Raw genomic sequence first — 20655 nt, 5'->3', positions numbered from 1 at the left:
GTTAGAAAAGCTTTTGAGCGGTTTCTTTTACCTAAGCTTTTCCGTTAAACTGTGCTTTATGGGAATGATTTCTATTTGGGGATGACTTAATGCTCAATTTTTCACGTCGGCAATTTTTGGCTGCTTCAGCTGCAGGTTTAGCGGCTGGCAGTTTGTCTGGCTGCGCGACAGGAATAAAGAATACACTTAGGCGTAAACCACCGGCTCAGGCTGAATTACAGCTACTTTTTTATGCCGATACCCATGCCCAGTGGCAACCTGTTTATGTGCATCCGGCGGCTAATCATTTAGGGCCTATGTCTTTATTAGGGCAAGCACCTTACATTACCGAGCAAACACGTTTAGCGAGTTTAGGCATTAAAAGTAATTCCCTAGCGGCGAGTTGGTTAACCGCCAAAGGGGCAAGGTTTAGCGTTCAACCCTTTAAGCAAATGGGCGGTTATGCTGTTTTGGCCGAAGCTTTGGCTGAAAAGCGTAAGGCTTTTGGTGCAGAAGCAAGCCTTACCTTAGAAAGCGGCCAGTGCTGGAATGCCAGTGGTTTAGCTACTTTAACCCAAGGACGTTACGGGCCTTTATCTAGCCATTGGTTAGGTGCAGAGGTGCGTGTGGCCAGTGAAGAAGCTGCTTTGTGGCCTGAAACGGTAGAACAGTTATATAAAGATTTTAAACGCCCTGTGCTAACTGCCGAACAACCGATTAGTTATTTTACTAAGTCAGGTGTGCGTATTGCGGTGGTGGGTTGTGTTAATCCTTGGCAGCAATTTCCGCAAGGTTTTGATGAGCAAACTTGGTTAAAAGGTTTGCAAGAGCAAGTTAACTTGGCGGCTAAGTCAGCTAGTTTGGTGCTCTTATTAAGTGATGCAGGTACTAATCCTAACTTGTGGTTGTCTACGCAGTTACAGGGTGTTGACCTTATATTATCCTCTCGTGGGCAAGATTTATGGCCACAGTTAGTTAGGGTGCAAACTAATCAAAATGCCATTCCAGTGTGTTTTGCGGGTAGCCAAGGGCAGGGTTTTGTTGAATTGCACTTAACGGCTAAAGGCAATGACTGGCATTTTAATCTGCAATACCACGCCTTATTTAGCGATGCCGAGCCTGCTTCATCTGCGGTTAGCCAACAAATTACCCAGTTACGTGCGGCCTATGCTAGTTGGCTAGACCAACCCCTAGCCACTGCGCCAGATTGGTTGTATCGGCGTGATGTATTGGCTGGCAGTTGGGATCAAATTATTGCTGAAGCATTAAAATCGACCGGTGCAGAATTAACCCTAGCGCCAGGTTTGCGTCATGGTGTGGCTTTGCCGCCTGGCGCAGTGATTACTCGTGACCATCTCCTTAGCTTAACCGCTGGCTACCCTGCCACCTTATTTAATGTGCCGGCCAATCGCAGTGAACTGCAATCACGTTTAGAAGTGGGCGCAGACCAGCTATTAAGTAATGATTGGTTTTTACATACCAGCGAGGATTTACCCCGTTTAACTGGCAGTCATTTTGTATTGCGTTACCAAGCTTTAGCCGGTCAAAGAGTTTCTGAATTAAACTGGCCGGTTGCTTCCACCAGTGAGCAAGTAAAAGTGGCGGGTTGGTCAACGCATTATCAAGGTGAAGGGGTGGCTTTGTGGCAGCTGATGGAAAACTGGCTAAGACAACGCCCAGAAAATTGGCAGTTACCTGAAATAGAAAAACCCAGTTTAGCCTTTGTAGACGGTCATCCGGGTTGGCATCCTGAGGCGCTTTTGTGACGTTAGCATTAATAAAAAAGCTAGGCTTTTGGCTAGGTTGGTTACTTTTAGCTATGGCCTTGGCTAGTTTGGTTTGGTCATTTTTGTTATGGCGCTATCCTTTGCCTGTGGCAGAGAAAAATGCTCCAGCAAACCAAACAAGCAGCCAAGCCATTAGGTTGAATGGATTAGAAAAACACTGGTTAGTTGGCGAACAAAAAGCAACGCAAAAGGTGGAAACCAACGAGCCTATTCAAGTAAGTCGTTTAGCCGTTAAGGTGCAGGGTATTTTATTTTCTAACCAAGCCGAGCGTTCTGTCGTTATGCTGAGTTACCGCAATAAAGACCTAACGCTTTCGGTTGGCGATGAATTAGAAACAGGCATTTTGCTGGTTAAAATAAAACAAGATGCTTTGGTGTTTGACCGTAATGGCCAGTTAGAGCAAGTGCTTTTAGACTTAGATAAAACTGCTAAGTTAGACCAGCCACTAGAAGAAAAACTAAACAAACCTGCTAGTGCAAAAAGCAATGAATTGCCCAGCCAAGTCACTGAACAGCGGGTGGGTAGCCGCGTTTTAGAAGAAACCTTTGGCCCTGAATTTCGTCAATCTTTGGTGCAAGACCCTTTGCAGTTAATGAGCTACATTAGTATTTCGCCTTCTTCTAAAGAAGGCCAGTTGCAAGGTTTTGTATTGCAGCCAGGTAGTAAGCCAGAGCTTTTTAAACACTTTGGTTTACAAGCCGGTGATTTATTAGTTGCTGTCGATGGTGATTTGGTTAGTGATACTTCAGCAATGATGGACTTACATTCACGTTTAGCCACAGCAGAAGGTTTGGATATCGACCTAATGCGTGGTGATGAGCGTTTAAGAATTCGTATAGAAATGGAGTAGTGAGTGAAGCTGCTAACACTAAAAAATGGGTTGTTTTCGTTGTTTTTAATGGGTTTATGGCTGCTGCTCGCTTTGCCTTTACAAGCATTAGCTTTGGAAAGCAACAATGACGAACGCTTTAGCGTTAACCTGCAAGATGTTGAATTAAGCGAGTTTATCGACAGTGTCGGGCGAATTACTGCGACTACTTTTTTAGTTGACCCACGGGTGCGTGGCAAGGTGAGTATTCGCAGCCAGCAAAAGCTAACTGCCAATGAAGTTTATGAAGTGTTTTTATCGCAGCTTAGGGTGAATGGTTTTGCGGCTGTGGCATTAAATGATGGCACACAAAAAATTGTGCCTGAACAAACCGCACGTTTAGAAGCCATTCCTGTAGAAGGGAATGAGCAGCCAAATTCTAACGGTAAAGATCTTCTGGCAACACGTGTTTTATCGTTACAAAATTCCGATGCCGCCCAGCTGGTGAATATTCTCACCCCTTTAATGGATAGGCGTATTGGCGTTATTACGCACTATGCGCCCACTAACCTACTGATTTTAACCGATTGGGGGACCAACCTAGAACGCTTAGCGAATTTGGTGCAGCGCATTGACCAAGTTAGCAGCGAAAATCTCTCTATTATCAGTTTGAAACACGCAGCAGCAGCAGAAATGGAACAGCTGTTAACCCAGCTACTAAGGCGTGAAGGACGCGGTGGTCAGCCGCCGCAAATCATGTCGGATAGCCGTTTAAATATTCTGCTAGTTAAGGCAGATAAAGCCACCCGCAAAGAAATTCAGCGTTTAGTCACCGAGTTAGACCAACCCGTTGAGCGTTCGGCTACTACCCAAGTTTTTTATTTGCGCCATGCCAAAGCCGCAGAAATGGCGACTTTATTGCAAGCCATGGTTGCTGAGTCAGCTGATGCTAAACCCACCAGCAAGGAAGGTGGCGCTAGCCGTAAAGTGGTTATTCAAGCCCATGAATCCACCAATGCGCTAGTGGTGGCAGGAAACCCAGACCAGCTGCGTGAAATGCGCTTGTTGGTCGATCAGCTAGATATTCGCCGTGCTCAAGTTTTGGTGGAAGCTATTATTGTAGAGATATCCGATACCCAAGCCAAAGACATGGGTGTGCAGTGGTTAATGGTCGATCAAAACTCAGGTTCTATTCCTTTGGTATCAAGCAACCTCACTGGCAATAAGGGGTTAGGGTCGATTGCAGGGGGTGCGGCAACAGGCGGTACAGAAGGCGCTTTAGGTGCGTTAGCGGGTTTACAAGGCATTACTGCGGGGGTTGGGCGTTTAAGCAGCTCGGGCATCAGTTTTGGCGTGTTATTAAATGCACTGCAAAGCAATACCAACTTTAATATCCTTTCTACGCCCAGCATTTTAACCCTCGATAATGCCGAAGCGTCTATTTTGGTAGGGCAAGAAGTGCCGTTTATCACTGGCTCTACAGCGGGCGATAATAATACCAATCCTTTTACCACCATTCAGCGTAAAGAAGTGGGTGTACGCCTACAAATCACCCCACAAATTAACGATGGTAATTCGGTTAGATTAGAAATTTTGCAAGAGGTTTCTAATATAGAAAAAGCCATTACAGCCAGCGATATCATCACTAATAAACGTGAAATTAAAACCACGGTAATGGCGGATAATAACGACATAATAGTGTTGGGTGGTTTAATTCGTGAAGACGAAACAGAAACGGTGCGTAAAGTACCCTTGTTAGGTGATATTCCTTTTATTGGTGCTTTATTTCGTTCTACCAGCATTAGCCTTGAAAAGCGTAATTTAATGGTGTTTATCAAGCCGCAAATTATGCATGATCGCGATTCGTTGGCAAAACTCAGTTCTGAAAAATACCGTTATATGCGAGCCGCGCATTTGTTGGAAAGTGGTAACGAATCCCGTATGGCATCTTGGGATGCATCGCCTACCAGCCAAAATATATCATTAAATGCATTGTTTCCATCACGTCGAGAGCAACGTGCTGCTATAAAAGCAAGGCAGTCAAACTAATGGCAGTTGAAATTGAATTACTGCCTTACCGTTTTGCCCGTCGCTGCGGTGTTTTGGTTGAGCCTTTAACCACGGGGCAACCTTCAAAAACAGCGCAATACCGGCTGATTGCTAAAAAATCGGCTGATTTATCTGAATTAAATAAAGCACTGCATGAAGTGATGCGCGTGCAAGGTGAACCCGCCCAATTAGAATGGTTAGATGCTGCTACTTTTGATGCGCGTTTAGCCCAAGCCTACGATGCCGGACGTGCCAGTACCTCTGAATTAATCGAAGGCATTTCTGACCAAGTTAATTTAGACAGCTTAATTGAAGAGCTGCCAGCCATTGAGGATCTGTTAGAAAGCGAAGGCGAAGCACCGATTATTCGTTTAATCAATGGTTTGTTTGCTGAAGCGTTAAAACTCCATGCGTCTGATATTCACATTGAGACATTTGAACAACAGCTAGTGGTGCGTTTTCGGGTTGATGGGGTGTTGTTAGAAGTTTTAAAACCGCCGCGTAAACTCGCGCCTATGTTGGTTTCTCGTATTAAAGTGATGGCGCGTTTAGATATTGCTGAAAAACGCCACCCTCAAGATGGGCGTATTACCGTTCGTGCCGCTGGGCGAGAAGTGGATATTCGTGTTTCTACCCTGCCAGCGATTTATGGCGAAAGAGTCGTCATGCGCTTATTGGATAAAACCGCCGCTTTGTTGGGCATTACCGAGCTAGGTATGCCAGAAAAAGTAGCAGCACGTTTTCGGGAATTATTACAGCAACCCAATGGCATTTTGCTTATAACTGGCCCAACGGGTTCGGGTAAAACGACCACCCTTTATGCCAGCCTTACCCAGCTTAATGATGCCAGCCGCAATATTTTAACCGTAGAAGACCCAGTGGAATACGCTATAGCCGGTATAGGGCAAACCGCCGTTAATACCAAAGCCGATATGACTTTTGCTAAGGGATTAAGAGCCATACTTCGCCAAGACCCTGATGTAGTGATGATCGGTGAAATTCGTGATGTAGAAACGGCTTCGATTGCGGTGCAGGCCAGTTTAACTGGCCACCTAGTATTATCAACGCTGCATACCAATTCTGCCTTGGGTGCAATTACCCGCTTGCGTGATATGGGCATTGAGCCTTTTTTATTGGCTTCCAGTTTAAAAGGGGTGATGGCGCAGCGGTTAGTTAGGCGTTTATGCAAAGCTTGTGCGGTTAATCGCCCGATTAGTGATTTAGAAAAAAGTGATTTAGGTGCCAGTGCTATTCATTTAACTGAAGTTTTTGAGCCGGTGGGTTGCAAGGCTTGCCAACACACAGGTTATCAAGGTCGAGTGGGTTTATATGAGTTTGTGCCGATTACGCCTAGCCTTGCCGATAAAATTCACCGCGAAGCCGCTGAAGCTGATATGGCCGCTGAAGTATTTAGTGAATGGCCCGATTTGCTAGCCGCTGGTGTAGAGCGTATTGCGCGGGGTGAAACTTCCGTAGAAGACGTGCTGCGAGTGACGCGGAGCTAGGAGGTTTTTTAATCAATGGCCAGTTTTAAATACCACGCATTAGACAAACAAGGCGGTGTCATTAAAGGCGTAATTGAAGCCGATTCAGAGCGCCATGCTCGCCAGTTATTGCGTGAAGAAGCGCTGTTTCCGCGTAAAGTACAAGCCGTTGCTGCTGAAAAAAACAGTGAAATTAAAGGTGTTAGCCAGCCTAAAAAGAATACGGCTGGTTTGTTAAGCCACGATCAGAAAACGCTTTTCACACGCCAACTAGCCACCTTGGTTGCGGCGGGTTTACCCTTAGAAACCGCTTTAGAAACCCTTGCCAAGCAAGCCGAAACACAAAAACAGCGTAGTTTAATTCAAGGCGTGCGTAGCAAGGTTAGAGAAGGGCATAACCTTGCAGCAACGCTAAAACACTGGCCAAAAACCTTTGATAACTTGTATTGCGCCTTGGTAGCCGCCGGTGAAAAAGCAGGGCGGTTAGATCAAGTTTTAATACGTTTGGCAGATTATTTAGAAACCAGCCAAAAACAGCGCCAGAAAGCACAAATGGCGTTGGTTTATCCGGTAATGCTAAGCTTTGTTTCGCTGGCAATTGTCATTGCTTTAATGAGTTTTGTCGTGCCGCGTATTGTTAGCCAGTTTGACCACGCCGGACAAACCTTGCCTGCAGTGACGCGCGGATTAATTTGGTTAAGTGATGCGATTCGTGATTGGGGCATTGTGGCCGGTGTGGTTTTGGTGTTGGCAGTTTTAGCGGTGCGCTTTTTCTTAACCAAGCCTGCGATACGTTTAAAATGGCATGGTCAACAGTTAAAATTACCCCTGTTGGGACGGTTGATTAAAGCGTTAAATACCGCACGTTTAGCCAGAACGGTCGCCATTTTAACCGCCAGTGGTATTCCTTTATTAGATGCGTTGCAGGTGGCAAGAAACACCCTAAATAATGATTTTTTACAGCAGGTGGTTGATGGCTTAATCGACCAAGTGCGTGAAGGAATCAGCTTAAACCGTGCGTTAGAATTAAGTGGGCATTTTCCGCCGATGATGACTTATATGGTGGCCAGCGGTGAAGCCAGCGGTGAGCTAGACCAAATGTTAGTGCGTGTTGCTGACTTGCAAGACAATGAATTTCAACAAAAAGTAGACATGGTGCTGGCGCTGTTTGAACCGATAATGATTTTAGTGATGGGTGGCGTAGTATTAACCATCGTTCTGGCTATTTTATTGCCGATTATGCAGTTAAACGATGTTTTGAAGATTTAGAAATAAAGGAAATTAACGATGCAACTAGATAGTAATAAAGCAGCTAAAAAACCAGCAGCTAGAAAGCAAAAAGGTTTTACCTTGTTAGAAGTTATGGTGGTTTTGGTGATTATTGGTTTGTTGGTCGCCATTGTTGCACCTAACGTGCTGGATAACCAAGACAAGGCAATGGTGCAAAAAGCACGGGCAGATATTTCTAGCCTAGAACAAGCCTTAGAAATGTACCGCCTCGATAACTTTACCTACCCAACTACTGGGCAGGGTTTAGATGCATTGGTGAAAAAACCCAGTGTTGCGCCTGAACCTAAAAATTACCGTGGGGATGGTTATATTCGCCGTTTGCCCAGCGATCCTTGGGGCAATGCTTACCAGTACCGTTCACCCGGTGAAAAAAGTCGGATTGATATTTTCTCTTTTGGTGCCGATGGGCGTATTGGTGGCGAAGACTTAAATGCAGACATTGGTAACTGGGATTTATAAGTCACCTCAAGCCTTTAAATCAAGAGGCTTTACCCTATTAGAGGTGCTGGTGGTGCTGTTTATTATTGGCATTACCACTTCAATAGCGGTGGTTACTATGCAACGCAGTGAACAAGATTTGCTGGATGAACAAGCACGCCAGTTATTAGAAGACTTTTCTTATGCACGGGATTTAGCGTTAAACCGACACCGCTTGGTGGGTTGGCAAGTAACCGAGCAAGGCTACCGTTTTGTGTTGCGTGATGAATGGGGTTTATGGCAAGCCTATGCTAGCCGAGGTTTACAAGCGCGTAACTGGCCTGCTCAAGTAAAGCTAGCAGGTTTGCAAAAGGGTGTTAAAGAACTGAATAAAAAATTTAGTAACCAACTAGCACCGTCTTTAGTGTTTTTTCCTGCGGGTGAAGTCACGGCTTTAAGTTTAACCCTGCAACTAGGCGAAGCTAAACGCAGCATTCGTGTACACGCTGGCAAGTTTGAATGGGTGGACTTGGCCGATGAATAAGCTGCATCGAAAAAAATTAGCTGCTAACAAACAGCAGCAAGGCTTAACGCTGGTGGAAGTGTTAGTGGCTTTGTTTATTTTAGCTATGATGGCTGCAGTGGCGGTACAGGTGGTGGGCAATGCTGCGAGTATTCGTCAAGCCAGTGAAGAAAGAGCTTTATCCCAATTGTGTGCGGATAATTTATTAGTGGAATGGATGCTAACTAAAGAGTGGCCAGACGTTGGGCAGCGTGAAGGCGAAGCGGCGGCTGGCGCGATGCCATGCTTTTGGCGTGTGGTTATTCAAGCCACCCCCCTACCGACCATGCGCCGTTTAGATATTCAAATTTATGCTGAAGCGCAACGTAAAACGCTGCTGACCCAAGTGTCGGGTTTTGTGGGTAATCAATGAAACACTCGCAAGCTGGTAAACAAGTTGCCTGTAAACAAACCGGCTTTACCCTGTTAGAAGTGCTGGTTGCTTTGGCAATTATGGCGGCTTTATCAGCCGCTTTAGCTTTACTGGTTAGCCAAGTATTAGATGCGCGGCAGCAGTTAAGCGAAGTAAGATCCAAAGGCCCTGAACAGTTGGTTGATTTTTTAACCCGTACCGATCGGCAACTGAGTCAATTAGTGATTCGGCAAGCCCATGAACGTGGACAAGCGGTTAATCCTAGTCCGTTAACCTTGCAAAATAATAACCAAGAATTGTATTGGGTTGCCGCAGGCCAGTGGGTATTACCGCTGCAAGATTACGCTTCGCGCCTGCGTTTATGGCGATTAAGTTGGAATAAAGAACAAAAAACGCTACTACTCGCTTCTTCTGGTTTGTTAGATGCTGCTGATAAGCAAGTTTGGACAGTGGTTGACGAATTAGAAAAAGTAACGGCTTTAAATTGGGCTTTTTACCGAGATGGCGCTTGGCAAAATACCTTGGCCGGTTCTTTTCCTAAAGGTTTGCGTTTAAGCATTACATGGCAGGACGAAGACTATCAGCGCTTGATTTTATTGCCAGAACTTATGTTTATTACGCCCCAAGCTGCGGCAACAAATAAAGGTGCTGGTGATGCAGTCAGTGAAGAGGATTAAACAAAAAGGCGTGGCGCTGATAATGGTGCTGCTAATTTTAGTGGTCGTGACCGTTGCTTTAACGCAAATGCAGGGTGCAAGTCGGCAAGATTTAGAACGCATAGAAGGGCGTTATTTACAGCAGCAAGGCTGGGGCTATTTGTTGGGTGCTGAAACCCTAGCACGGCAGGTTTTAACCGATGGTCGGATTCGTGAACAACCCCGTTGGTGGTCAACCATTCGTGGTGAGCCGGTGACTTATCCTGTGGATGAAGGCGCGTTAAGGTTGCAAGTAAAAGACCTACGCACTTGTTTTAACTTAAATCACCTCGCCAGTGTTAATAGCCAAGAAACCAGCGCCCAGTTAACAGCGTTACTGCCTTGGCGCTTGTACCTTAATCAGTTGCAACAAAATAATTACTGGCCTGCTGATTTAGACATTAACCCGTTTTTAGACCTAGCCCGTGACAGGCTAGATACCGACAACGAAGCTTTACCCCAAGGTGCAGAAACCGGCCAATATTTATTAGCCAACCCACCTAGCATTGCTGCCAACCAACCCTTTGCCGATGTGTCGGAAGTAAACGGGTTAATGCCAGAAAATCGTCAGCGTTTTCGACAATTACCTGAAGGCATTTGTGTGTTGCCAGACAAGCGTTTAAGGCTAAATATCAATACCTTGGCTGAGCAAGATTTAGTTCTATTATGGAGCCTATTTGAAGGGCAGGTACAGCTAACCAGCCTTAAAAACTGGTGGACTAGTCGCCCCGCTGTTGGCTATAAAAACCTCGACGACTTCTGGGAAGACTTGGGTGAAACTAACCTGCCTAATAATGATGCTTGGAAGCAACGCGTGGGTGGTCATTTAATGTTTGTTAGCGACTTTTATCAGGTGACGATTAGTATGTTGTTGAACGATGTAACGCTAGTATTTGAAGCGGATATTTACCTAGCCCCCGATGCCAAAACCCAAGTTTATGCCAGACGCTTAGGGCCAGTGGATGGGCGGGTGCAAGCAGCTAGTGTAATTGAAGAAGGTATGAATTAATGAAGTTAAAGCAGCCGCTTTTGGTGATTCGTTTAGCTGTTGATTCATCACAAGATGAATACTGGTGGTTGGAGCCTAATGCACCGGCTACTCACTTAGCTGTTGAACAAGCGGCTAGTTTCAGTAAAACCTCACCTGCTTTAGTGTTGTTAGATGCTGCTGCCATACGTTTAGATGAAGTGACGCTACCACTGGGCGTAAAAGTGACTGAAGCTGCTTTATTATTAGAAGATCAAATTTGCCAGTCCATTGAAGATGTGTTGGTGTTGGTGCTAGAAAAAACCGGCCGCCAAGTCAAGTTAGCCACTTTAGCAAGCCAGTTAGCAACAAAATGGCAGCAGCGTTTAGCCGATAATAACATTCGCGTGGCGCGTTGGATTCCAGAGGCTTTATGTTTAGCAGAGTTATGGCAACAGCCAGCACCATTATTATTAGTCGATGAACAGCAAGCTTGGTTATGGCAGACAGAACAGCAGAGCGTTTTGAAATTGCCTTTAGCTTGGCTTAATGCAGAGCAAGCTGCACCTTTATTAGCGGCTAATGCTCAAAAAATGAATGTTAAAGATTTACCCCAACAAGCTTTAGTACCTTGGTTAGCGACGGGTATTCCTGCCAAGGTTAATCTTTGGCCTGAATCTTGGTTAAACAAGTTGCCCATTAAAAATCTACTTGCTAAAAACTTGCAGCAAGCATTACAGCTAACCCCTAAACAGTGGTTTCTGGCTACACCTTGGTTGCTATTAGTAGTGGTTTTAATGAGTCAGCAAACGTTTACTTGGTTAGCTAAGCCAGCTAGTGAAACCAATAAAGCAGATATTAAGCAGCAGCTAGAACACCTAAACAGACGTTTAGATAATTATACTAACCATTTAAATTATCAGCAGCAGCGAATAGACGCTTGGCAAAATTTATTAAGCCAACTGCAAAGCAAACAGCACATTCAAGTGGCAGCCATGCAGTTAGATGAGCAAGGTATAAAAGCTGAGTTGGTTGGCATAAAACCAGCCGATCAAACGGCCTTAAAAACCCTCGATGGACGTTGGCGCTTTGCTGATGAGCAGGCAACTTGGGAGCTAAAATTATGATGGCTAGTTCTTGGCTAGGTCAGCGTTGGTCAGGCTTAGAAGCCAGCGAACAAAGGTTATTAAAAATTGCCGCGCCCTTAGTGATTTTAATGTTGCTATATTTAGCCGTGTGGCAACCTGTGCAAGCTTGGCGTGAAACCAATGCAATAAATCAACAGCAACAAACGCAAGATTTACAGCGGTTAGAAGCTTTAACGACTCGTCTAGTAACTGTGGTTTTTTTAGATGAACGCCAATGGTTAGGTTTGGCAGCCAGTGCGGGGTTGCGTGATGTTGAACTAGTGCAAGCCGTTGATTTAGAACAAAAAGTTGATTTGTGGCGAATAACTGCAAAAGCAGCTAACCCAGCCATGGTTGAAAAGTTTTTAAACACCGCAGCAGCTAAAGGTTGGCATTGGCAAACCTTAACTATGCAAGGCAAACCGCTGCAACTAACCCTAGTGTTGCGCCCTTTATAATGGTGGTTTTTTAATGAATAAACTAGGCCGACTGTTGTTGGGGATACTCTTGCTGTTGCTATTTAGCTGGGTATTTTTGGTGACTTTTATTGCTAAAACGCCGGTGGAATGGTTGTTATTTCAAGCGCAGCAAGGGTTGTTTGGGCAGCAGGTTGCACAAAGTACCCAACAGGTTACTTGGCAAAATGTTCAGGGCAACTTATCGAAAGGCAGCGCCCAGCGTTTAGACTTGCCCTTTATTAGCCTAGAAGATGTTAGCTGGGATCTTTCTATGTGGCGGTTAACTCTTGCCAACCCAGTTATTTATTTACAAGTCGGTAGTGATGAAGAGCAACCTTGGCGCTTGCAAGCCAGTTTATTACCTTGGGATAGTTTAACTGCTAATTTAAAAGCCGGTGATTTAGCCTTATTAAAAAGTAATGGTTTTCCTTGGGCTTTAAAAGGTGAATTAGCCGGTGAGCTTAATTTACAAGCAAAACTGCAAAGAGAAAACTTAAACTGCCATGCTTTAACCGGCAGTTGGCAAGGCGATTTAGCCGTTTTACAACCCATGCCGCTAAGTTTAGGGCAGATTTTTCTACAACCCAGCTGCCCAGACAGCCAAACATTAGACTGGAAATTAACTGCTGAGCAAGCCGGTGAGCATCAAATAAACCTTGAAGGGCAAGCCAAAGCCAAAACCCACCGCTGGAATTTTACCGCCCAAGCTCAATTAGAAGAGCAAGCTAAACTGCAACCAGCACTGCAAATGCTAGGCTGGCGCAGGGATAACCAGGGGAATTTTCAAGCAAAAGGCTCAGGTCGATGGTAACGGTTTTTTCGCCTTTAACGTGAAGTGGCTTGTTAGTTATTTAATGTAATGGCTTGCTTCCAAGTAGCACCTAGGGTGACTATTTTGGGCTGATGGTCAGATAAGGTCTGATCGTTTACCCATTCAAGCCGTAAAGCTAAATTAGGTGTGTATTGCCATTTCCATGCAGCACTAAAGCGCTGTGGCTCGTGCCCATCGTTAATTAAATTAGCTTCTGCACCCAGTTGGCTGGCTGCTGCACCGGTTAAGGTGTTTTTTAGCGAGAGGCGTTCATAACGTAAGCCAAAGGTATGCAACCCTAGCAGCAGGCTGGGTTCTAGTGACAAGCTTTGGTATTCGCCGTCTAAGTTAAGCTGTCGATTGCCCGATTCATCTTCTACTAAACCTTCGGCATTAACCTGCAAGTATTCGCTGCGAAGTTTTAGCGCTTTGCGGTGTCCTAAGTTCCATTGCAGTTCACTAAATAAGCCTGCTGCTTGAGTATCACCCTTATAAGAACCCGTAAATCCAGTCGCATTAGTGCTAACACTATGGCTGTGGCCGCCAGCACTGCGGTCATCCTTACGGTTTTTTGCCTCAGCGTCCAGATACCAGCCTTGCAGTTGCCAATCTAAATAAAACCCTTGGTAAGCATGGCGTAAATAAGCGGTATAAAGACCACCGCTATTACTGGCAGGGTAACTGCTGCCCTTGTTGGCTTCTATACCTAAACTAAACCCTCGCGCTTCTTGACCAAAAGCGGCACGAATGCCGGTATCTTGAACGTGACCGCCCAATAATGCGGTATAGCCAAGACTAGGCAAACTAAACAGCGTGGTTGATGGATGCTCGTGATTACTGGGCGAAAAGAAAGCAGTCATCAAGCCTGCTTCAATGCGAGCTGGCTGATTTGAGACGTTGAATGCTTGGCCAAAGAGCGCATTTTCTAAACTGATTTCAGTACCGCCGTGGCTACCAATTTTAAGGCTAGCATAACTATTCTTATCGGTTAGATAATGCATAGCGAGTGAAAGCTCATCTAGGCTGGTGTGTTTTTCATAGTTACTAGCATGCCCACCCATAAGAACGCCTGGTATTTGCCAAACCTCTTCATCAGCAATGGCTTGATTGGATTGCTGGTTATCGCTACGCCAGCTAGCGGCAAGGCTTAAATCTGCACTTAACCCTAAAGTGGTGGGTTGAGCATGGGCTAGTAAATGGGTTGATGTGGTTAATAGCAATGCAGTGGTTAGCAACCAAAGCCAAAGTTTTGGATTGTTTTTTATTGCAGGCATTGTTTGGGAACTCCTGGATTAATGGGTGCAGGACGAGGATTACCATTTTCATCAGGCCAGGGGTTACTCAAGCGTGGATTGGTGGTAAAAGCTTCATCGGTGAGGCTGCACAGAAAAGCAATTAAGTCTTTTTCTTCTTGGGCATTTAAACTAAAGCCAGCAATAAACCCGTCTTTATTAGGGTTAAGTCGCCCGTCGCCAACATAAACGCCTGAAGTGATATGTCTGCCGCCGGCAGCATAGGTTGCAATTATTTCTTTTAACGTGGCATGGCTACCATCGTGGGAATAAGGTGCGGTTAAGGCAATATTACGCAATGTTGGGGTGCGAAACTGCCCCATGTGTCGGATATCGCCAGTCAAATCATGGATGCCGGTATTCCCGACAGGGTAGTTACCCGAGCCAGCCAAGTTATACAAGCCGGTATTATGAAAGTTTCGCTCTGGAAAATTACGAGACCTATCCATGACTGAATTACTAAAGTTATAACCGCCATGACAATGGAAGCATTCCAAGCGTTCACTATTGAATAAATCCATACCGCGCCTTGCTGAGACGGAAATGGCTTGAATGTTATTCTCTGCTAAATAAGTATCGTAGGGCGAAGAATAAGAAACCATACCGCGTGTAAAACTGGCTAAAGCAAAAATAATATGGTTGTAATTCCACTCAGCTGATTCATTAGGAAAAGCGGCGGAAAATAATGCAGTGTAGGTAGGATCAGCCAGTAGATCGGCAAGGATTGCTTCACGATTTGTATCATTAATCCCATGCTCATGTGGATCATCGCCAAACAAAGGACCTTCTATTTGCCGCTCCAAAGTATCCGTAACAGGGTTTCCCCAGTTTAAAGTGGCAAACCAAGCTGGATTAACTAAAGCCTGTGCGTTACGACGATGGCTTTCACCATGCGTACCTATCGGCACCACGCGCCCATCGGCAAAAGCTTTATCTTGATGGTGACAGCTAGCACAACTGATATTACCACCAGCAGAAAGACGTTCATCATAAAATAAGTGGCGACCTAGCTGAAACTTATCTTCGGTCATGGGGTTAAAGTCAGGCTCGACAGGCCTAGGTACATAAGCGGGTAATACCCAGTTAAATTGGCTATTGCTAGTGCCTTGGTCGTCTATCTTTGTCTCGCTTGAATCTAGGCATCCTACCAATCCCAAGCTGGCCATTACGGCCAGCAGGGCAAGGCGTCTCGATAAACTACTAAACATCGGTGACTCCTTGAGCTAATTTATTCCGCTAAACGAAACAATTGCTGCGCTTCAGCTTGATGCCCTTCAATTCCGTTATAGGCTAAACCTAAGCGAGAAAAAATAGGGCCACATTCAGGCGAGCCATCAAAAGACATACAGCCAACAGCGCCGCCTGTATTTTGAGTCATATCTGAACCCGCAAGTATTGCAGCCAAATCAACCCAAATATCAGGACGATCAATATCAAAACCGTTTAGCTCAACTTGCATTAGGTAGGGGTTGTCACACTTGGTTGTACCCGTTACCCAGTTACCCGCCGCATCTTTTTCAGTATTGCAACTTGTCGAACCTAGGTGCACTGCCCAAGCATTGGCTGTTGTGCCATTGTGATTTGCAATACCGCCTGCTGGGTAAGTATCCATTCGCAAAAACTTGTAGCCTGAAGCCCAACCCCATTGCAAGTCTGTTCGTGCCAAAATACCCGTTGTAGGACGTGGTAAAGCGTGGTTTAACGTCGAAGGTAAACCAACGGTAAAGCGCACTGAGTCATAGGCGGTTCCTTCGCTATGTTCAAATTCACCTAATACTTGGGTGTTGGTAGGTTTGGCATTACCAGTACAGCGATTATCTTTATTTTGGAAGTCAACCAGTGCAACGCCTTCTTCTTGCCATTGCGTAGTGTTTAACGCCACTGGCACCGTTTGCCCATCTTTGGTTACTAGCTGTAGGTCATGAAGGTAAAATGCCATATCAGCAACGGTTAAATTAACCGCAGCAGTACCGACTTTGCTGAAATTAGCGCCGCATACATCGGCACTGATATCGGCATTTCCACTGGTTGAATTAACGGCTAAAAAACTTAGGTCTAAGTTACGGGTCTCTGTGTCAGCATTTGAGTCGCTGCTGGAGTCTAAGCAACCTGTCAAAAAGACAGCGGATGCCAATAAAGTCAGTGAAAAAGAAGCCATTGATTTGAAGTTTTTCATTGTAGAATCCTTGAATTTTTATTAAGTACAAAAAGTTTTTATCAGTACAAATGAATTAATGATGGTGATGTGCATCAGCAGCGGCACCACCGTCTTGGGCTGTTTCGACCCAAACGTCTATACGAATTTCACCTTGCTTCTCGAACGTTAGCCAAAGCGGAAATTGTTCACCGGCTTTTAATGGCTGTTTCAGACCGATCAGCATTAAGTGATAACCACCACCCGAGCGCATTTTTAAGGTGTCATTCGCGGCAATTTCAATCTGTTGTACTTGGCGCATTTTCATCACACCTTCATTCATCGTCATGGTGTGCAGCTCTACAACTTCTGCAATATGTGAACGCGCACTGATTAAGCGAGCCGCTGTGTTGCCTTGGTTGGAAATATCAACATAGGCAATACCAACCTGTGCTGTCGGTGGTGTTGGTGTAGCAAAAGGGTGTACCAAGCGCAGATCGGCTAAACGAAAATCATGCGCGTAAGCTTGCCCTGCCATAAAAATCAGGCAAGCAAATACTAAATGACGAATCATGTTGTTTATCTCATTTAAAAAAGTGACAAGTTTGCAGTGCAAAAGTAGGCTCTGCGTTAAGTCGATAAAAAAGTAAAAGTTAGCTGGCTAAAAACTAAGCTAAGGGCGGAGCGCGAGTCGGTGGGGGTAAAGCGGTATAAGGGGAGTGAGTAAGCAGGGTAATAGTGCTTAAAGAGGGTTGGTGGACGGTTAGGTGTTGCTCAACAATAAAGGGGCGTTCTGGCAGACCGATTACAGTACCAGCAGCACACTGTGGACAATGGGAAAGCGGCTGTTTAGATTCAACCTGATTTCCCTCGGCATCCAGTAGAATTCTTTCAAAGCCACCTTGCGTAGAGCAAACTTCAATAAAACCGTTGTCGTGAACCACTATTGGCGGCACTGAAAAAGGCGTAAGCACTCGGCTAACCATAACGGCTAGCGCAAGTAACAACAGCCAAGTATTCAGATTGCGGTTAAGCTTCACAATATCCCTATGTAACAATATTTTAACAAGACTAGTTTTAATTAAATGAGCTGAATTTTAAACTAGCAGCAGCAATATAGGCCAGCAAAAAATTATTTGCTAGCCTTCTGCCAAATTCCTTCTATTAAACGTACTTTACCAGCGGCTAAATTCGCCATAAGGTTTTTACCCATGTGTAAAAAGCGGGGTCCAAAAATAAGTTGAGGCGTTAAAATGCCAGTTTGGCCTCTGGCTTCTTTGTCGGTGTGTTTTTGTCGCCAGTTTAACGCCTGTTCAGTGACTTCTTGCTGCTTAATCTTCACAAAACCGGCTGCGGTGAGTTGTTCTTCTAGCTGGCTAAGGCTTTGTAAATGGCTGGTGCTGGCGTTATCGGCCCAAGGCACCGGAAAGGCTAAAGGTTCTAAGTTGTCGCCCTGTAAAACTTCATGTAACAGTAAGCTGCCATTAGGTTTCAGTACCCGATTAGCCTCTGCCAAGCCTTTGGCTAGATCAGGCAAGTTCATTAGAGTGTGTTGGCTCCAAACGGCATCAAAGCTTGCATCTTCTAAAGGTAGGTTTTGAGCATCGCCGCATACAAACTGGGTACGAGCGGTTAAGCCGGTGGCTTGGGTTAACCACTGGGCAACATCGACAAAAGGTTGGGTAATGTCTACACCAATTACTTGCAAGCCGTGCTCATCGACCAACAGGCGGCTACTGCCACCTGTTCCGCAACCTAAATCCAACACCTTTTGACCCGGTAAAAAGCCAGCTTGTTCGGCTAGCTGCCGACTAGAGCGCCGGCCGCCAACGTGCAGCTGATCTATTGCCGCTATATCGTCTAGGGTTAGTTTTTCTGGGTCTAAGCCTTCGGCAATAATCGCTTCTCTTAAACGGGTGGTTAGGTGTTCATCCGCATAGTGGCTAGTTAACAAGTCTTGGTGTGTTGAATTCATGGTTAAGGCTCTTAGTTAAGCTTCAGATAAATGCTCTTTTTTAGCTTTTTGTACTTTTAAATAGGCTTCAATTAGCTTTTCGTGGGCTTCTAGTCCGTCTAACCCGGGTGCAGGTGCAAAACCTTGGAAGGTATCTTCACCATTAATTAAACGCTCACCGGCTTCAACTTGTTCAGCACCAAAATAAAGGTTAAGTGCGGTGCGGTATTGGTCAATTAAATGGCCAGCTAAGGTGATTTCTAATAAGGCTTTTATGCAGCGATAGTGAGCTGTGCGGTTTTCATGTAAGTGACCAAATAAAAGTAGGCCTTCGATTAAGTCTAACGCTTCTTCTTGTTCGCCCAAAGCTAAGCAAAGCATGGCACGTAATTCGCCCACACGGAGTTCTTTCCAGAAGGTTGAACCACCAGGGACTAAACCAATTAAAGCTGCTACTGGGTGCTGCTGACTAAAGCCGGATTCGTTAATGAGTTCGGCAACTTCATCTAGGTCGGGTCTATCCAGTTCAGGCAATTCTAAAAGCGCATCGCGCAGTTCAATACCTTGGTTGTTGTTATCCCACAATAAGTCATCGGCTGGGTAAATTTCTGAAAAACCTGGCACTAGAATACGGCAAACATCTACACCAAGATGCTGGTAATCCATAATATAAACTTCGCGGCCTTCATCGTGTAACTGACCTAGTAGCGCTTCAAACTGCTCTTCACTGGTACCAGGGAAATTCCAGTCGGTGAAGGGGAAGTCAAAACGGTCGCCAATTAAATGCCAGCCCACCAAACCGCTGGAATCGGTAAAGTGAGTTTCTAGGTTGTGTGGCTCGCTTACCTGATACAAGTCTAAGGTGGGTTCAGGGAATACATCGAGCTGGTCTAAGGCACGGCCTTGTAGTAATTCAGTAACGGTGCGTTCAAGCGCCACTTCAAATAAAGGGTGAGCACCAAAAGAAGCAAAACAACCGCCATCGTTAGGATTAAGCAGGGTAACGTTGATGACTGGGAAGCGTCCGCCCATAGAAGCATCTCTGGCTTGCACATGAAAGCCGGCTGCTTCTAAGGCTTCTATCGCGGTAACTACTTTAGGGTAACGGGCTAGAACCTCTTTAGGAATAAGCGGAGGGCACATACCTTCGGTAAGAATACGGGTTTTAATGGCACGTTCAAAAATTTCAGATAAAGCTTGAGTGTAAGCTTCATAAGCATTGTTACCGGCTGCCATACCATTAGAAACAAATAAATTGCCCACAAGGTTAATTGGAAACCATACGGTATTTTGATCGCTTTGGCGTACAAAGGGCAGCGCACAAATACCACGGTTAATAGCGCCTGAATTAATATCTACCATACGTGCAGGCTCTAGGGCTTCTTCACGCTGATAAATAGCGAGGCAGTGTTCATCTAATAAATCTGTAGGAAGTTTTTCAGTATCAGCAGCAAACCAGCGTTCTTGCGGGTAGTGGACAAACTCACCCTGAGCAATTTTAGGACCTAGCCAAAAATCTGCCCAGAAGTAGTTGCAGCTTAAACGCTCAAAGAACTCACCTAAAGCCGAAGCCAGTGCCGCTTCTTTAGTTGCACCTTTACCATTGGTAAATAATTGTGGGCAATCGAGGTCTTGTAAATGAACCGACCAAACGTGTGGTACGGGGTTTAACCAAGATTTTGGCGCTACATTAAAGCCCAGTTTTTTTAATTGAGCTTCAAGGCGTGCAATGGTGCTTTCAAGTGGCGCATCTTTGCCTAGAATAAAGGTTGCTGCTGTTGAAGTGCTGGTCATTTTTAAAGCCTATTAATGAAATAATGGATCGCAGAATAGCAGGCTGTACCTAGGCTTACCACAAGTCTTACTGGCTTTTAGTTTTATTAAGTATTGACAGACTAATCCATTAATAAAATCATAAAATATAAAAAAAGCATAAAAAAAGGGTAGCTAAGAAGCTACCCTTCGGTGCAAAAAGTCGCACCTAATCAATCGACGTTGAGTTCGTTAAAGTTTTTACCGTTTACGCTGTTTTACCAGCCGCTGGCTTTGGCAAAGTGTTGCTGCGGTTGCTGATAAAGGTAAGCGGCTAATTGCACACCTGCATCACTGTCTTCATATAAACAGTCTTGCAGTTGTCCATCTAAATCTTGGCGTTTGGCAATAGCCAGTCTAATGGCGGCTTCGCTATCTTCACTCAGCTGCTTTAATGCATAAAAGCTTGGCTGACCGTGACGCGCAACCATTAACCTGACCCGTGGATCTGGATGACCTGCCAATTCATCCGCAAGTTCTTGTGGTAAATTAGGGTTTTGAGCAAGCGTAAAAGCCAGTGTTGGATTATTATTATAGATGTAATGCCACGTTTCTGGTCGAGCCGACATACTAAGCGCTAAACGCTGTTCTAAGTGTTGTTTGCTAACCAAAAGGTTTTCTAACTGTTTTGCATCTAACATAATCATAACTTTCT

Annotated in this window: 21 protein-coding genes; 13 read left to right on the top strand and 8 right to left on the bottom strand. The window is 45.1% G+C overall.

The features are described 5' to 3' along the window. Positions 1–89 precede the first annotated feature (89 nt). From VJY63_RS05695 to gspN, 13 genes are read left to right on the top strand one after another with little or no spacing between them, the layout of a single operon-like run. Positions 90–1745, top strand: a complete 1656-nt coding sequence (locus tag VJY63_RS05695; protein WP_324048903.1) for a hypothetical protein — start codon at positions 90–92, stop codon at positions 1743–1745. Then, entirely contained in the window at positions 1742–2617 is an 876-nt protein-coding gene (gspC, locus tag VJY63_RS05690) for a type II secretion system protein GspC (RefSeq protein WP_324048901.1), read from the top strand. Before VJY63_RS05695 ends, gspC begins: the two co-directional genes overlap by 4 nt. Positions 2618–2620: 3 nt before the next feature. Then, the gene (gspD, locus tag VJY63_RS05685) at positions 2621–4624 is read left to right on the top strand and encodes a type II secretion system secretin GspD (RefSeq protein ID WP_324048899.1); all 2004 of its coding nucleotides are present in this window, start codon (positions 2621–2623) and stop codon (positions 4622–4624) included. Beyond that, positions 4624–6129, top strand: a complete 1506-nt coding sequence (gspE, locus tag VJY63_RS05680; RefSeq protein ID WP_324048897.1) for a type II secretion system ATPase GspE — start codon at positions 4624–4626, stop codon at positions 6127–6129. The genes gspD and gspE overlap by 1 nt, the downstream gene beginning before the upstream one ends. 15 nt (positions 6130–6144) lie before the next feature. Continuing rightward, the gene (gspF, locus tag VJY63_RS05675) at positions 6145–7377 is read left to right on the top strand and encodes a type II secretion system inner membrane protein GspF (protein ID WP_324048896.1); all 1233 of its coding nucleotides are present in this window, start codon (positions 6145–6147) and stop codon (positions 7375–7377) included. 18 nt (positions 7378–7395) lie between these two features. Then, positions 7396–7857, top strand: a complete 462-nt coding sequence (gspG, locus tag VJY63_RS05670; protein ID WP_324048894.1) for a type II secretion system major pseudopilin GspG — start codon at positions 7396–7398, stop codon at positions 7855–7857. Beyond that, entirely contained in the window at positions 7829–8359 is a 531-nt protein-coding gene (gene gspH, locus VJY63_RS05665) for a type II secretion system minor pseudopilin GspH (RefSeq protein WP_324048892.1), read from the top strand. Before gspG ends, gspH begins: the two co-directional genes overlap by 29 nt. After that, entirely contained in the window at positions 8352–8750 is a 399-nt protein-coding gene (gspI, locus tag VJY63_RS05660) for a type II secretion system minor pseudopilin GspI (RefSeq protein ID WP_324048890.1), read from the top strand. Before gspH ends, gspI begins: the two co-directional genes overlap by 8 nt. Then, on the top strand, positions 8747–9427 hold the full coding sequence (gene gspJ / locus VJY63_RS05655; RefSeq protein ID WP_324048888.1) for a type II secretion system minor pseudopilin GspJ: 681 nt from the start codon (positions 8747–8749) through the stop codon (positions 9425–9427). Before gspI ends, gspJ begins: the two co-directional genes overlap by 4 nt. Then, positions 9405–10454, top strand: coding sequence for a type II secretion system minor pseudopilin GspK (gspK, locus tag VJY63_RS05650; RefSeq protein ID WP_324048886.1), 1050 nt, complete (start codon positions 9405–9407; stop codon positions 10452–10454). Before gspJ ends, gspK begins: the two co-directional genes overlap by 23 nt. Then, a complete protein-coding gene (locus VJY63_RS05645) occupies positions 10454–11539 on the top strand; it encodes a hypothetical protein (protein WP_324048884.1) in 1086 nt (361 codons plus the stop codon). The genes gspK and VJY63_RS05645 overlap by 1 nt, the downstream gene beginning before the upstream one ends. Next, positions 11536–11997, top strand: a complete 462-nt coding sequence (gene gspM, locus VJY63_RS05640) for a type II secretion system protein GspM (RefSeq protein WP_324048883.1) — start codon at positions 11536–11538, stop codon at positions 11995–11997. The genes VJY63_RS05645 and gspM overlap by 4 nt, the downstream gene beginning before the upstream one ends. Before the next feature lie 13 nt (positions 11998–12010). Then, a complete protein-coding gene (gene gspN / locus VJY63_RS05635; protein ID WP_324048881.1) occupies positions 12011–12808 on the top strand; it encodes a type II secretion system protein N in 798 nt (265 codons plus the stop codon). Positions 12809–12840: 32 nt separating this feature from the next. Here the strand turns inward: gspN and VJY63_RS05630 are convergent, their stop codons facing one another. The 8 genes from VJY63_RS05630 to VJY63_RS05595 form a co-directional block, all read right to left on the bottom strand. Then, positions 12841–14082, bottom strand: coding sequence for a hypothetical protein (locus tag VJY63_RS05630; protein WP_324048880.1), 1242 nt, complete (start codon positions 14080–14082; stop codon positions 12841–12843). After that, positions 14070–15308, bottom strand: coding sequence for an MbnH family di-heme enzyme (locus VJY63_RS05625; protein ID WP_324048878.1), 1239 nt, complete (start codon positions 15306–15308; stop codon positions 14070–14072). Before VJY63_RS05625 ends, VJY63_RS05630 begins: the two co-directional genes overlap by 13 nt. 20 nt (positions 15309–15328) lie before the next feature. Beyond that, on the bottom strand, positions 15329–16276 hold the full coding sequence (locus VJY63_RS05620; RefSeq protein ID WP_324048876.1) for an MbnP family copper-binding protein: 948 nt from the start codon (positions 16274–16276) through the stop codon (positions 15329–15331). A 55-nt stretch (positions 16277–16331) separates the two neighbouring features. Then, complete coding sequence (locus VJY63_RS05615; protein WP_324048874.1) at positions 16332–16808, bottom strand: copper chaperone PCu(A)C; 477 nt, start codon at positions 16806–16808, stop codon at positions 16332–16334. 94 nt (positions 16809–16902) lie between these two features. Next, complete coding sequence (locus tag VJY63_RS05610) at positions 16903–17274, bottom strand: hypothetical protein (protein WP_324048872.1); 372 nt, start codon at positions 17272–17274, stop codon at positions 16903–16905. 92 nt (positions 17275–17366) lie between these two features. After that, the gene (locus tag VJY63_RS05605; RefSeq protein ID WP_324048871.1) at positions 17367–18209 is read right to left on the bottom strand and encodes a class I SAM-dependent methyltransferase; all 843 of its coding nucleotides are present in this window, start codon (positions 18207–18209) and stop codon (positions 17367–17369) included. Positions 18210–18224: 15 nt separating this feature from the next. Beyond that, complete coding sequence (ycaO, locus tag VJY63_RS05600) at positions 18225–19982, bottom strand: 30S ribosomal protein S12 methylthiotransferase accessory factor YcaO (RefSeq protein WP_324048869.1); 1758 nt, start codon at positions 19980–19982, stop codon at positions 18225–18227. 236 nt (positions 19983–20218) lie between these two features. Then, positions 20219–20647, bottom strand: a complete 429-nt coding sequence (locus tag VJY63_RS05595) for a hypothetical protein (RefSeq protein WP_324048867.1) — start codon at positions 20645–20647, stop codon at positions 20219–20221. Positions 20648–20655: the final 8 nt, after the last annotated feature.

It is taken from the genome of Marinospirillum sp., assembly GCF_035271045.1.
Classification (GTDB): Bacteria; Pseudomonadota; Gammaproteobacteria; order Pseudomonadales; family Halomonadaceae; genus Marinospirillum.
Note: the sequence above shows the minus strand (reverse complement) of the source record. Positions and strands in the feature narration are given on the sequence as shown.